Origin of the sequence: Acinetobacter sp. CIP 51.11 (assembly GCF_000369665.1) — a bacterium.
GTDB classification, from domain to species: Bacteria; Pseudomonadota; Gammaproteobacteria; order Pseudomonadales; family Moraxellaceae; genus Acinetobacter; species Acinetobacter lwoffii_S.
On the sequence record NZ_KB850129.1, the window covers coordinates 1,651,433 to 1,666,157 of the forward strand.

At 45.3% G+C, this 14,725-nt stretch carries 10 protein-coding genes and 4 tRNA genes; 6 read left to right on the forward strand and 8 right to left on the reverse strand.

Features of this window, described 5'->3' with window-relative positions:
* Nucleotides 1-99 precede the first annotated feature (99 nt).
* Nucleotides 100-1,305, forward strand: coding sequence for a chromate efflux transporter (chrA, locus tag F894_RS11645; RefSeq protein WP_005247819.1), 1,206 nt, complete (start codon nt 100-102; stop codon nt 1,303-1,305).
* Between the two features lie 52 nt (nt 1,306-1,357).
* On the opposite strand, the gene F894_RS11650 is transcribed toward chrA, so the two are convergent.
* Together F894_RS11650 and gltS are read right to left on the reverse strand one after the other, a co-directional pair.
* Nucleotides 1,358-2,833, reverse strand: a complete 1,476-nt coding sequence (locus F894_RS11650; protein ID WP_004731963.1) for an alanine/glycine:cation symporter family protein — start codon at nt 2,831-2,833, stop codon at nt 1,358-1,360.
* 45 nt (nt 2,834-2,878) lie between these two features.
* Entirely contained in the window at nt 2,879-4,117 is a 1,239-nt protein-coding gene (gene gltS, locus F894_RS11655; RefSeq protein ID WP_005247822.1) for a sodium/glutamate symporter, read from the reverse strand.
* 902 nt (nt 4,118-5,019) lie between these two features.
* Between gltS and F894_RS11660 the strand changes: the two genes are divergently transcribed.
* Complete coding sequence (locus F894_RS11660; protein ID WP_005247824.1) at nt 5,020-5,727, forward strand: nitroreductase; 708 nt, start codon at nt 5,020-5,022, stop codon at nt 5,725-5,727.
* A 76-nt stretch (nt 5,728-5,803) separates the two neighbouring features.
* Here the strand turns inward: F894_RS11660 and F894_RS11665 are convergent, their stop codons facing one another.
* A complete protein-coding gene (locus F894_RS11665) occupies nt 5,804-7,021 on the reverse strand; it encodes a multidrug effflux MFS transporter (protein ID WP_005247826.1) in 1,218 nt (405 codons plus the stop codon).
* 138 nt (nt 7,022-7,159) lie between these two features.
* Here F894_RS11665 and yccS point away from each other — a divergent pair, with 138 nt between their 5' ends.
* The 4 genes from yccS to F894_RS11685 all read left to right on the forward strand — a co-directional run bounded on the left by yccS (nt 7,160) and on the right by F894_RS11685 (nt 13,673).
* A complete protein-coding gene (gene yccS, locus F894_RS11670) occupies nt 7,160-9,334 on the forward strand; it encodes a YccS family putative transporter (protein ID WP_005247828.1) in 2,175 nt (724 codons plus the stop codon).
* Nucleotides 9,335-9,419: 85 nt separating this feature from the next.
* Nucleotides 9,420-9,980, forward strand: coding sequence for a YcxB family protein (locus tag F894_RS11675; protein ID WP_004280696.1), 561 nt, complete (start codon nt 9,420-9,422; stop codon nt 9,978-9,980).
* 169 nt (nt 9,981-10,149) lie between these two features.
* Nucleotides 10,150-12,780, forward strand: coding sequence for a PepSY domain-containing protein (locus tag F894_RS11680; protein WP_212749440.1), 2,631 nt, complete (start codon nt 10,150-10,152; stop codon nt 12,778-12,780).
* Between the two features lie 98 nt (nt 12,781-12,878).
* A complete protein-coding gene (locus F894_RS11685) occupies nt 12,879-13,673 on the forward strand; it encodes a YdcF family protein (RefSeq protein ID WP_005247833.1) in 795 nt (264 codons plus the stop codon).
* A 25-nt stretch (nt 13,674-13,698) separates the two neighbouring features.
* Here the strand turns inward: F894_RS11685 and F894_RS11690 are convergent, their stop codons facing one another.
* The 5 genes from F894_RS11690 to F894_RS11710 all read right to left on the reverse strand — a co-directional run bounded on the left by F894_RS11690 (nt 13,699) and on the right by F894_RS11710 (nt 14,724).
* Nucleotides 13,699-14,160, reverse strand: coding sequence for a DUF2750 domain-containing protein (locus F894_RS11690; protein ID WP_005247835.1), 462 nt, complete (start codon nt 14,158-14,160; stop codon nt 13,699-13,701).
* A 72-nt stretch (nt 14,161-14,232) separates the two neighbouring features.
* Nucleotides 14,233-14,308, reverse strand: a tRNA-Val gene (locus F894_RS11695).
* A 105-nt stretch (nt 14,309-14,413) separates the two neighbouring features.
* Nucleotides 14,414-14,490, reverse strand: a tRNA-Asp gene (locus F894_RS11700).
* Nucleotides 14,491-14,502: 12 nt separating this feature from the next.
* Nucleotides 14,503-14,578 (reverse strand) — tRNA-Val (locus F894_RS11705).
* Between the two features lie 69 nt (nt 14,579-14,647).
* Nucleotides 14,648-14,724, reverse strand: a tRNA-Asp gene (locus F894_RS11710).
* Nucleotide 14,725 lies beyond the last annotated feature (1 nt).

Here is a 14,725-nt window from a genome sequence, read left to right on the forward strand (position 1 = left end):
AAGCAGCATAGTGTATAAACACATGCATAAATAGTCTGTAGAATTTCGTAAAACTGTCATACAGTTCAGCTACTTTATCTTCATTTTTCCCATAACTGTATGCCTTCAATCTCACTGTACCGGATTTTCCTGATTTTCCTGCAACTGGGCTGCATTTCATTTGGCGGTCCAGCGGCGCATCTGGTGTTTTTTCACCGAAAATTTGTGACCCAACTGCAATGGTTGAATGACACCCAGTACAGTCAACTGGTCGCTTTGGCACAACTTTTACCCGGGCCGAGCAGCAGTCAGGTGGGGCTGTCGATCGGTTATCTGCAACGAGGCTATACTGGTGCAGTGATCGCATGGCTGGGTTTTACCCTGCCCTCAATGATTCTGATGACCTTGGTAGCACTCTTGGGTCAAAGCTATTTTCATATTTTAAACTCAAACAGCTTTCATACCATCCAGTTAATTGTATTTTCTGTCATCGCCTGGGCATTCTGGCAAATGCTGAGAAGCTTTTGTAAATCGGCTTGGCAATACGCTGTCTTAATCCTCTCTGTCGTATTATTGATGGTGGTTTCAGTGAGTTTTAACCAGATTCTGGTGATTATGCTGGGCGCAGTCTGTGGACTCTTGGCCGGACATTTTTCCCAATCAGATTCGAAACCCAAAGAAATTAACAAAACGGCAATCAGCTTGCCTTATATTCGATCTGCCGCTGCGCCCTATTGGCTGCTGGCATTTATCCTGCCATTTTTGCTGCTGCCCTTAGCAGGCAAATTATGGGGCCAATCGGAGCTACAATTTTTTTCTAATTTCTATCAGACTGGCTCGCTGGTGTTTGGTGGCGGTCATGTAATTCTGCCTTTGCTGCATCAGGATTTTGTCACAACCGGTTTAGTCAGTGCAGAGTCTTTTGATCTTGGCTATGCATTTACCCAGCTAATGCCGGGACCTTTATTCAGTTTTGCCAGTTATATTGGTGCTTTGCTGCCTTGGACGCCTTATGCCTGGCTGAATACATTGTTAGCGACCTGTGCAATCTTTTTACCTTCATTTTTCTTGATCTTTGCCACCTTGCCTTACTGGTCGTGGTTGATGCAGCAGCGCCATATTCATCAGGCGGTGATGGGGATCAATGCTGCAGTGGTGGGTTTGTTACTATATTTATTGTTGGATCTTTCACAACGCTATTTTAGCTATGGTTCCGACCTGGTCTTTGTCGCAGTGATGATTGCCCTGCTACGCTCAAAATTACCAGTCTGGTTCAGCCTGATTTTGGGCTTCGTGCTTTATCAAAGTTATTTAAATTTCTTTTAAATAACTTTGGCACAAAAAAGCCCCGAATGATCGGGGCTTTTTGCTTCAAGTCTTACCAGATATCTGATTTGACCTTGTCTTTAAATTTAGGATGGTTATCCAGTTTAAATTCAGGCTCTTTCACGCCGCGCTTCAGCTGACCGGTATAATCTTTGAGTAGCATCAGCAGGAATGGCATCAGTAACAGGATTGCGATCAGGTTGATACTTGCCATGACACCCATGAACAGATCCGCCATATTCCAGATCAGTGGCACGCTGGCGATGGAACCGAAATACACCATCACCAATACAAATAAACGGAAAATCAACATCACCCGGCTATTGTTATTGATGAACTGGACGTTTCCTTCGGCATAGGCATAGTTACCAATAATCGAAGAATAGGCAAACAGGAACAGAATCAAAGCCAGGAAGTCATCACCCCAAGCACCAATCTGGCTTTCAAGCGCCATCTGGGTCAAGGTCACGCCTTCAAAGCCTGCATTTTCATACAGACCCGAAACCAGAATAATAATCGCGGTACATGAACACACCACAAAGGTATCTACAAATACTCCGAGCATCTGTACCAGACCCTGGTTGACCGGATGTTTGACATCGGAAGCTGCAGCAGCATTCGGTGCCGAACCCATCCCTGCCTCGTTAGAGAACAGACCACGCTTGATGCCCATCATCATCGCCATAGATACCATGGCGCCAAAGAATCCACCAGCGGCGGCTTCAAATTCAAAGGCTTTACTGAAAATGAGCTGGAAGATGGATGGGAGCAAATCGTAATTGATGACCGCAATATACAAAGCCACAGCCAGATAAAGCACAGCCATAAACGGCACAAAGCTTTCCGCAACTTTCGCAATCCGTTTAATCCCGCCAAAAATGATCACCGCAGTCATCAAGACCAGAAACAATCCGACCCAGGAAATTTCCAGATTCAGGCCGCCTAATGGCAGAATCAGGTTCGCCTGATCCCAGCCCCAGGCATGAGAGGTTGCTCCGGTAATGGCATTGGCCTGAACTGCATTGAAGACAAAACCATAAGTCGTGATCAATGCAATCGCAAAGACAATCCCGAGCCATTTCTGTTTCAGGCCTTGAGTAATGTAATAAGCTGGACCACCACGGAATTGCTGGTTTTTGTTATCTCGCACCTTAAACAACTGTGCCAAAGAGGATTCAACAAAAGCAGAACTCATGCCCAAAAAGGCAGTAAACCACATCCAGAACACGGCACCGGGGCCACCAATCGCAATCGCAATGGCGACACCCGCGACATTGCCCACACCGACCCGGCTTGCCAGTCCAGTGACAAAGGCCTGAAACGGGGTAATGCCGTGCGTATCCTGAACCTTGCCACGGCTATTTTTCATGACTTTCATGCTGTGCCAGAACAAACGAATTTGTACTGCACCCGTCATGATCGTGTAGAAAATACCGACTGCGACCAGAAACACCACCAGAAAATCCCATAAAGGGCCATTCAGGGCATTAATCCAGCCGAGTAAGGTTTCATTTAACTGATCATTCATGTCACATCCTTATGAGCCTATGACTCATCGTACCAGGCATAAAAATTATGCAAAAAACTTCAAAATCATCTGAATAACAGTAGCATTGATTAAGTCAACGAAGAACGCACCACATAATGGAACAATCAGGAAGGCCTTATGCGACGCACCATACATATTGGTAATCGCCTGCATATTGGCAACCGCTGTTGGCGTTGCGCCCATACCGAAACCACAATGACCTGCTGCAAGTACCGCAGCATCGTAGTTTTTGCCCATGATGCGGAAAGTGACGAAAGCTGCATACAAAGCCATGGTGATGGTTTGCGCACCCAGAATCACCATGAGTGGCCCTGCAAGGTCAGCTAATTGCCATAATTTCAATGATAACAATGCCATCGCCAAGTACAGCGACAATGAAGCATTACCGAACACATCAATCGCGCGATCGAAAATCTGAACTTTGAAAATACCTTCCAGTACATTACGCAGAATGACACCACCCGCCAATGCCCAGACAAATGTTGGTAGTTCAAACGCAGTACCTTTACTGAAACCCGTCATAAACTCTGCAAAAGCCAAACAACCTGCGAACAGGCCCAAGGTCGTGATTGCATTATCAGCGGTAATTAAACGCACCTGATGCGGATATTCAAACGGTACATATTCGTTGGTCGTGCTATCCATTGGTGTATTGTCACGCTTTTCGATCTGCTGATCGGTACGTGCAGTAGCCAGGTTATGACGATTGATCAGTAATTTGGCCAAAGGTCCACCAATGATCCCGCCGATGATCAGACCGAAAGTCGCACTGGCCATACCCAGTGCCAAAGCACCCTGAATGCCATGTTCAACTTCAAAAATCTCCCCCCATGCACCCGCAGTACCATGACCGCCGGTTAAGGTAACTGAACCTGCAATCAGGCCAATCAGTGGGTCAATACCAAGCAGTGTTGCCAGACTCATACCGACTGCATTTTGCAAAACAATAAAAATCGATATAGCAAACAGGAAAATTACCAGACCGACACCGCCTTCACGCAACTTGGAAAAGTTGGCACTCAGACCGATCGAGGCAAAGAAGATCAGCATAAAACTGGTTTGTAGCTCTGAACTGGTGGTGATGCTGTATCCCCACAGTGAATGCACCAGTAATGAGATAATCGCAGCAACCAAACCGCCCGCAACCGGTTCAGGAATATTGTAACGTCTTAAAAAATCGATTTTATTAACCAAGAATCGGCCGAGTAACAGAACAATGACTGCGGCAATCAAGGTATAAAATGCATTAAAAGTAAAATCCATAATTTTTTGCCCAAGATGATTTTGTATTTTTTATTTTTCTAAAAGTCATGGAGTGCGCTAGATCTCTAGCTCGCTCATTAGATGTTCATCTGGAAATATCCTGATTTGATCTATTACCTTTAGAAAAACAAACCGATTTATCATCTCTTTCAAACTTATGAATATCATCATCACGATCATATTCAACAAATGAGAGATTTATAAAAGCAACACCTTTTCTATTCCGATACTCAGTCTGTTGGAAAATTGCAGACATTTTTCTAACAGACGCGCATGCTGGTAAAAAAACTGTGTTTTAAGCTCAAAAAAACATTCAGTGCTTGATGAGTGCTTTCAACCTAAAGACTTCATTCAAGCCATCTGGAATCGCGTTATTTAAAACAGATCTTAATCACAAAATGCATGAATTAAGATGAAAAGTCGTACATTATGCTGTTTCTTTGTATCAAGTTTTATTTCTTTTTATTAGCAATAGTTAATTTACCTATAAAAAATAATTATAAATTCTCATTTTTATATGAAGATTAATCTATATTTTAATTCAAAAAAAATATTAATCTTTTACTCGACACGGAATGAAACAGGGATCTTGAAATTAAATTATCTTGATTTTCAGTCAAAATAAACCAGTTCTCTGTTTGAAATTGTTATTGTTGAATGGTTCAAGCACTTGGGTTTTAAGCCATTTTTTAAATCAAAGACCAACTTTATGACTAAATCCATTGCTATCACTTAGGCGATTTATGCTCAGCTAAAAGAATGCGAAATTTCATTATTCAAGTCATTTTGCTGATAAATTGTTTTTTTCAGCTGGCGAAGAATTAAATTTTCCTATCCCCCGTTCTGTTTGTTTAGTTTATAGTCATTGCAAACTCAATAAGGATATTCGACTGGACCCCATAATGGATCAAAATCTTGTTCATGTTGTAGATCACACCATCACTTCTCGCCATTCAGTGCGTGCTTTTTTAAATACCCCCGTTAGTACAGACACCTTAAAAGAGATTCTGGCGGTGGCCAGCCGCGCACCTTCAGGAACCAATACCCAACCCTGGAAAGTGTATGTGGTAACAGGTAAAAAGCGTGATGAACTCGTGCAGCAGGTTTGTCAGGCACAAATGCAAATCTATGCAAATCCGGAATTGTCGCAGCAGTATCAGGAAACTTTCGCCTACTATCCTGAACAATGGATCTCGCCATTTATTGAACGTCGTCGTGAAAATGGCTGGGGTTTATATGGCTTGCTGAATATTCAAAAAGGCGAAAAGGAAAAAATGGCGCGTCAGCAGCTGCGTAATTTTGAATTATTTGATGCCCCTGTCGGCTTATTTTTTACTGTAAATCGGTCTTTGGCGATTGGGTCCAAAATGGATGTTTCCATGATGATCCAGAATGTCATGCTGGCAGCAAAAGCCCGCGGTCTGGACACTTGCCCGCAGGCAGCCTGGAATCACTTTCACCCGATCGTGCTTGATCTGGTCGGCGCACCCGATGATGAAGAGCTGGTCTGCGGTATGGCACTGGGTTATGCCGACCCAGAGCAAATTATTAACAGCTTTATTACCCCGCGCGTTCCCGTAGAAGAATTTGCCGTGTTTATCGATGAGTGATGCAAGCAGGGCTAAGCCAACTTGCTTAGCCCTCTGTCCAGACCAGTATTTTTATTATCTGAGAGGCAGCCAGCATCTATGCATTTTTTAGGCTGGGCATGTTGATTTTAAAAATCGCCCAAGCAGAAATACCGACAAAAACCAGCATGATCAATGCCATATTCAGTAAAGCATGCCAGATCAGAAAATTCAGTAATACACCGCCCAATAAGCCACAGACAAATTGCATACTGCCCATAATCGCACTGGCGGTTCCCGCCCGCTCGCCCTGTTCAGCCATTGCCAGAGCCATGGCATTCGGACCAGTAAACCCGATAGATGCCACCACAATAAACATGCCTAACAACACCCAGAACACAGAATCGACGTCCAGACAGCCGAGCAAGATTAACCCTAATACACCGGCAAACTGCAGACAGGTGCCAATTTTCAGACGCTGCAATATCGAGAAACGCCCAGCCAGACGTTTATTCAAGGTCGAAAACAGCATGATCCCGAAGGCATTGGCACCAAAGGCATACGCAAACTGCTGCTCGGTCAGTTGATAACGATCCATCAGAATGGCCGAAGAAGCGCTGATATAACAGAACATCACCGCACCGGAAAAACAGCCGGCATAGAGCGGGCGTCGAAAGCTTGGATCCTGAAAAATGCACCGGTACAAACTTATAACCTGTTGAAAGTTCAGCTTGAGACGGCGTTCTGGCTCCAGGGTTTCTTTAAAAAGAAAGTGTACACAGGCTAGACTCAACAGACCGCAGCCCATCAACACCAAGAAGATCACGTTCCATTCATAAAACATCAACACCCAGGCCCCCAGACTTGGAGCAATGATTGGCGCAATGGCGGTCACAATCATCATGCTGGCAAAGGCCTGAGCTGCTGAATGCATATCCAGACGATCGCGAATTGCAGCGCGTGCCATGACCACCCCGACACAGCCACCGAGAGCTTGCAGAATTCGTGCAGCGATCAGGCTCCATTCATCCTGCGCAAAGACACACAGCAAACTTGCCACAATGTATAAACACAGCCCAAAATACAGTGGCGTTTTACGTCCAATCCGGTCACTGATCGGACCATAAATCAGTTGCCCGATCGCCAGACCGAAGAAATAAGCCGGCAAGCTATTGGAAACCATTTGGGTACTGACACCAAAATCTGCTGCCATAGCCGGTAAGGCCGAAAGATACATATCAATGGATAAAGGCCCGAGTGCACTTAAGGTCGCCAGCAAAACAATCCAGGACATGGCATAAGGTTGTTGTACTATTTTATTCGATGTCATAAGCATGAAGATTTAAAGCGCTAATATGCAGACAAATTAACACAGTGCATAGTATGATTTAGCCTGAAATGAAGATTTATAAATATACTATTTTCATTAGCCTATTCAGATTCAGCTCTAAGACTGCAGTATAAAGGACGACCTTTGAAATCTTGGCTCACTCGTCTCAAGCAAACCACCTATAACACGACCTTGATGTATAACCTGCGCATGATGACGGCATTTGCAGGTACCGCCTTTGTTCCCTATTTTATGGGACAACAATTGATGACGATCCCATTGACTTTAGGGGTGGTTGCAGCCGGTTTAAGCGATATTGATGACCGCTTTTCGGTGCGGATTTTAAATCTGCTCTACACCTACATTGGCTTCTTTATTACGGCAGTAGGCGTATATCTGCTTTTTCCTTATCCCTTGCTGTTTGCCTTGGCCTTAATTGTGTCCTGTATTGCCCTGATTTTGCTGGGTTCACTAGGGCGACGCTATGCCACGATTTCCTACGGCTGTCTGGTGATTTCCGTTTATTCCATGCTCGGGGTGGAGCTGTTTGATGAATGGTATAAACAGGCTGGTTTATTGGTCATCGGCGCGATGTGGTACGGTCTGCTGTCGACCATCAGTTTCCTGATTTTCCCTGCCCGGTTGGCGCAAGACAAGCTTGCCATTTCCTATTCTGCGCTCGGTAACTTTTTATATGCTAAGTCCAATCTGTTTGATGTGGACATGACGCCGAAAAGCTATCAGCAGAGCATGATTGAACTCTCGCTTGAAAACGGCAAACTGATTGCGATTTTTAATGAAATGAAAACGGCTCTCCTGACCCGCCTGAAAGGCGACCGTGGGCAAAAAGACACCCGTCGCAGCCTGCAATATTATTTTGTCGCGCAGGATATTCATGAACGTGCCGATTCAGCGCATATTGATTATCAGAAACTGGCCAAGATTTTCCAGCATAGCGATATCCTGTTCCGCTTCCAGCGCATTATGTCAATTCAGGGCAAAGCCTGTAAGGACCTGAGTGAAAGTTTGCTGATGCGCAAACCTTATGTACATAACCAGCGCTTCAAGCATGCCTTTGATAACCTGAGACAGTCTCTGGATAAGTTACGTCAGGAGCAGCAGTATGATCAGGTCTGGATCAGTGCCCTGTTTGCGCTGTTTCAAAACCTGAAATCGATTGATGCCCAGTTACGCAACCTGGAAACCGAGCAGAATATCAAGTCCGAGCGTTTCAAACATATCGAGAACCAGCTTAGAGATGATGACCTGAAAGGCTGGGATGACATCAAGATTAGGATTAAGCAGCATCTGACCCCAGAATCGGTGCTGTTCCGGCATGCCATTCGCCTGTCGATTGTGCTGCTGATCAGCTATATTTTTGTACAGGTCAGCAATATTGAATATGGTTACTGGATTTTATTGACCGCACTCTTTGTCAGCCAGCCCAACTTTAACGCCACCAAACGGCGTTTACGTCTGCGTATTATCGGTACGTTGGTCGGTATTATCCTCGGTTATGCCATTTTATATTTTGTGCCGTCCATCGAAGGACAATTATTGCTTCTGGTACTGAGCGGGATTCTGTTCTTTGAATTGCGCAGTAAACAGTATGCACAGGCCACCGCCTTTATCACGATTTTAGCGCTGATCAACTTCAACCTGGACGGTATGGGCTATGCCGCGGCCATCCCGCGTATGATCGACACCTTGATTGGCTGTGCGATTGCCTGGTTCGGCGTCAGTTTTATTTTTCCAGACTGGAAGTTCCGGCGTTTGCCGCGCAGTATCATACGCAGCTTGCAGGCAGAAGCAGATTATTTGAGTGAAGTAATCGAGCAGTATAAATCGGGACGTAATAATGGCCTGAAATATCGGATTGTGCGCCGTGCTGCTCATAATACCGATGCCGAGGTAGCCTCACTGATTTCGACACTGGCCACTGAACCGGATATTGATCCGGTACAAAAATCGCTGGCCTTTGAGTTCCTGTGTCTGAATCATACTTTTATCAGTTATATTGCCGCACTGGGCGCACACCGGGAAAAAATTGAAGATCAGGACATTCTGAATTTACTAGACAAAGCACTTGAGAACATTCGTGGTGCATTGCTAAGAGATGAAATGCCCGATTTAAGTGCGCAAAATATGATTGCTCATATTCGACAGCGCCTGGCTCAAGATCAGGAGCAAGATCAGAAATCCCTGATCATTTTGCAGCAGCTGTCTTTAATGTTCAGCATTTTAAAGCAGTTGAGCCAACTGAAACAAAGTTTGAGTCATGAGCGTGATGAACAGGCAACTGAATTAGGTTCATTATAATTTGGCTGATTTTGGAACAATATACTCACTGAATTGGTACAATTAGTGCTAAACTTTTTACAGTTTAAAATCTGCTAATTTCATTATGACCGCGAAAAATTTATACGCTTATACCCTACAGCCTGTGAACTATGAAATTTCAGAAGCCGAGCAGCGTCATGCTCAGCTGGTGATCTGGCGTAGTACCAATAAAATTGGCATGAAAGCATGGCTGATCATGGGTGCTGTTGTTGCACTTTCTATTCTGGGCATTCTGCTCCTGAAGAACTATTCTACCGTCTTCTGCTGGGTGGCCATTGTCTGTGTGGTGTTGTATTACCTGATCCGTACCTTTGGTCTGGAATGGTATGTTAAACGCAAGATGAATGAATTTCCGGTACAGGAAATCAAAGGTGTTCGCCTGGGCGTGCAACCGCACGGCATCGTGATGCGCCAGAAAATGGGCATGCAAGAAGGTGTTGGCGCGATTAGCTGGAAAGACATCTATGAATGGTACAACACACCAGAATTCATGTTGGTCAATTTCAAAGTAAAAGGCCAGCAAGGTGCGTATATCCTGCCGAAACGTCTGGACAGCAAAAACTTCTCTTTCGCCACGATTCGCAAGCATCTGGAAGCCGAAGTCGGCGCAGCAAAACAAATCTAAACTGTTCTTTCTTCAGTGAAAAACCTCCTGCCCCGGCATGGAGGTTTTTTTAATCTCAAAACAATAAATGATAATGAGAATAAATATTATCCTCAACACCTATAATTCGGGCTCAAACTTCAGTTATAATTTTGCCACTTTTATAGATCTCACCCTTAATCTGACGACCATGTTTAAAAAGACATTTTTCCAAATCCACTGGTTTCTGGGGATTACAGCAGGTTTAATCCTCTCGATAATGGGGGTCACTGGCGCAATCTATTCCTATGAACAACAAATATTAAAATGGATGAATAGCGACAGTTATACGGTTCAGGTTCAGCAACGTGACAAACTCACGCCTGCCGAGCTGTATCAGCACTTTAACCGTACTGCGCCTGACATGAAGATCAACAGTATTACCGTAGCACAAGATCCAAGTGCTTCAAGTACCGTGAATGTTGCCAAAGAAGGCGCACGACGTGGTCAGAACATCATGATCAACCCGTATACTGCGGAAGTCTTGCCAGAGATTAAGGGTCGGGAATTTTTCCAGTTTGTTCAGCAACTGCATCGTAATTTGACGGTTGGTCCGGTGGGTAAGCAGATTACCGGTGCCTGTACCCTGATGCTGATCTTTTTTGTCTTGTCAGGTCTGTACCTGCGCTGGCCGAAACGTCATTCGATCAAGCAATGGTTCTTTGTAAAACCTCAACTGAAAGGCCGTAATTTTATCTGGGATCTGCACGCTGTTGTGGGAACCTGGGTGGTGATTTTCTACCTGATTCTGGCCTGTACCGGTCTGTACTGGTCTTATGACTGGTGGCGCAATGGCATGTTTAAAGTGCTGGGTGTGGAACGCCCGCAACCGGAAATGCAGGCCAATGCCGGCAATAACCGTGGTGAAGGACGTCCAGGCGGTGAACGTGGTCCGCGTGCCGAAGGTGAAGTACGAGGCGAAGGCCGCCAAGGTGGCGAACGCGGTGCTGGTGGTGAAGGCCGCGAAGGTCTCAGCGCTGAAGCTACTGTCCGTGCGTTGGACCAGAGCTGGATTGGCTTTAACACTGAATTTTCAGATAAGTATTCTACTGTAACCTTTAACCTTCCGAAAAAATCGGATGGTGAAATGCAACTGAGCTTCGTCGATCCAGTCGCTCAGCATGAACGTGCACGAAACAGTGCTACTTATAATTATCAGACAGCTAAATTTACCGAAGTTGAGCTGTATGAAGATAAAAAGCTCAATGAAAAAATTATGAGCAGCATGTTACCGGTGCATCGTGGTAGCTTCTTCGGCCCAATTTACCAGTTCTTTGCCATGGTCGCAGCCTTGTTGATGCCGTTGTTCTTTGTGACCGGCTGGATGCTCTATCTGAAACGTCGCAAACAGAAACGCTTAACGCTGGCAGCACGTCAGGGTGCGACTTTAGTAAACCTAGATGAAAATTCCAAACCGTGGCTCATCGCGTATGCCTCACAAACAGGGGTTTCTGAGCAACTGGCTTGGCGTACAGCGACTGCCCTGCAGGAAGCGCGTCAACCGGTAACAGTCAAGCCAGTACAACAACTGACGCTAGCCGATTTACAACAAACCGAACAGGTATTATTTGTTGCCAGCACCTATGGCACAGGTGAAGCGCCGGATCTGGCCTCTTCTTTTGAGAAAAAAATCCTGTCTGCTCAAGCTGATCTCAGTTATTTAAGTTATGCGGTATTGGCCTTGGGTTCTCAGGAATATCCAGACAGCTATTGCAGTTTTGGTCACCGTATTGATCAGTGGTTAAAACAGAATGGTGCCCAGCAGCTATTCAATACGATTGAAGTCGACAATGCCAATAACGAGCATATCCAGCAATGGAATAGTGCGCTGGAACAAGTCACTCGACTTGAGCTACAAGCGATGAGTATCGATAAGACCTTTGATCACTGGAGTTTGAGTAAACGTGAAGTCCTCAATCCGGGTAGTCTGGGTGCGCCTGCCTTCAATATCGAACTGACCCCTGAGCATGAAGCCGTCTGGCAAGCAGGTGATATTGCCGAGGTTCAGCCAGGGAATAGCCAAGAACGTATCGATGCATTTATGCAAAAGCACCAGATAGCAGCGGGTACACAAGTACCTTCTATGCAACAGAATATTGAACAGGCACTCTGGGATCGTGATCTGACTCAGGCTGAACCTTTTGATTCTCTGGATCAGCTCCTCACGCAATTACCGGTTTTGGCAACACGTGAATACTCCATTGCCAGTATTCCAAGCCAGCAGGTTTTGCGTCTGGTGGTACGTCAGCAAACCGATGCTAGTGGTAATCTCGGTCTGGGTTCAGGCTGGCTGACCCAGCATGCGGCTCTCAATGCGCCAATTGCCCTACGTATTCGCAGCAATGAATCTTTCCACCTGATTGATGACAACCGCCCGATTATTTGTATTGGTAATGGTACCGGTATTGCCGGATTATTGAGCTTGCTCAGTGCGCGTAACCGTCAGGACTATAGCCAGAACTGGCTGATCTTCGGTGAACGTCAGCGTGAACACGACTTCTTCTTTGAAGAAACCATTCAGGCCTGGCTGCAAATGGGGACCCTGCAACGTCTCGATCTTGCATTCTCGCGCGACCAGCAGGAAAAAGTCTATGTACATCACAAATTGCGTGAACAGGCTGAAGAACTGAAAGCCTGGATTGCTCAAGGTGCAGTGATTTATGTCTGTGGTAGCATCAATGGCATGGCCAGCGATGTGGAGCAGGCCCTGATTGAGATTCTCGGTGAAACGATGTTAGATCAATTACGTCTGGATGGACGTTATCGCCGTGATGTATATTAAGATAACCTGATATGCTAAAAACCGGGCTCAATGGCCCGGTTTTTATTGAAGATGCAAAAGCAATAATAAGAATATGAATAAGAAAAAAGGAACCCTGGATGCTCAATCAACTTAAACGAAGTCTTAGCCTGATCTTTGGCTTGATCCTATGTATCAATAGCGTCTGGTTACTGAGCCAAGGTCAGAGGCATTTTGCTATTGCCTTGTCTACCTTCATTGGGGTGGCATTCATCCTGTATGCCTTGTTTTTTTCATCTATTCAGCGCTGGAAACAGAATTCCCGATTCAGAACCTTGTTCTGGAACAGTCTCTGGGGCGGATTTCTATTCTGGATCATCAGTGTCGCGGCTTTCTTCGCTTATATCCAGATGTCAATCAACCCGACTATTCCGGCACGACCTGCTGCAGCGATTTTAGTATTAGGTAGTGGTATTAATCAGGGTCAGCCCTCACCCATCTTAAAAAATCGTCTGGATACCGCAGCAAAATATGCAGAACGATATCCGAACACTTTAATCATTATGACCGGTGGACGAAATTTCTGGGAGAGACAGAGCGAAGCTGAAGTCATGCAAAGTTATATCTACACGAACTATCCGCAGCTCAAAAACCCCATTAGCTTAGAAGATCAAAGCAGAAGTACCCAACAGAACCTGCAATATTCTCAGGCAATCCTAAAACAGCAACATATTGATCGAAATGAGCCCATTGCGATTGTCACTAGCGATTTTCATAGCCCTCGTGCCCGTGCCATTGCCAGACATCAGGGTTATCAACAAGTCATCAGCCTGAGTGCCAGCACACCCCAGAATGTTCGCTATAATTCCTGGTTACGCGAATATTTTGCTTTGATAAGTGGCTGGCTACTGAATGAATATTCATTGTTCCAATAAACAAGCTGTTTTAAAAACAATAAATTTAATTTAAACGGATCTGCCTAGGCAAAGGCATATCCGGATTTTTAAACAGTTCCGGCTTTTGCACATAGATCTGATACAGATAATTTTTAATATCAAGTAATAATTTTTCCGGTGCCACCAGAATATTCTGCCCTTCCGGGGTCAGGTCAAGCGAAACAATGGTACTTTCCTGACGTAAAAAGGGAATGACTTTCTCTACAAAATCCTTGAGACCAATTTCCTGAATCTCGTAATTTTCCCAATTGTCTTTAATCAACAGTCGAGCCAGACCTTTACTTTGCCAACAGGCAAATGCGCGTTGTCCGGTCGGCGTGGCACATAAGGCCCACCCATCCTGATAGAGTGCAAAAATGCCAGCATTAGCAACAATGGCTTCAACATATTGCTTATAAAGCTGTTGAGGATCGAAAGCAGTTTTTTGGGATTTGGTCGCGGCTTTGCGCTGATAGGGATTTCTCATGGTCGTGAAATCTTAATATTATTATAATACAATCAGATTCTAAGGAATAAATAGCGTTGAAGCAAGAAGATATGGTGGGCGCTGACGGGATCGAACCGCCGACATTCTGCTTGTAAGGCAGACGCTCTACCAACTGAGCTAAGCGCCCTGAGAAAACAACAGTGTTGTTTTAAATGACGCAAGACCAACAAGGGATGTAGTCTTGGTATCTTGAAAACTCAGATCTCAGGAATCCAAGCTTCTCATCTTAGGATGGCGCAGCGGACGGGGCTCGAACCCGCGACCCCCGGCGTGACAGGCCGGTATTCTAACCAACTGAACTACCGCTGCATCGTAAGAATCTGGTGGGCGCTGACGGGATCGAACCGCCGACATTCTGCTTGTAAGGCAGACGCTCTACCAACTGAGCTAAGCGCCCTGATAAAGAGTGTCAATCTTTAGTTTATTAAATTTAGGCTCAGGGACCTCAATTTAATTTCTTTTGAAATGGCGCAGCGGACGGGGCTCGAACCCGCGACCCCCGGCGTGACAGGCCGGTATTCTAACCAACTGAACTACCGCTGCA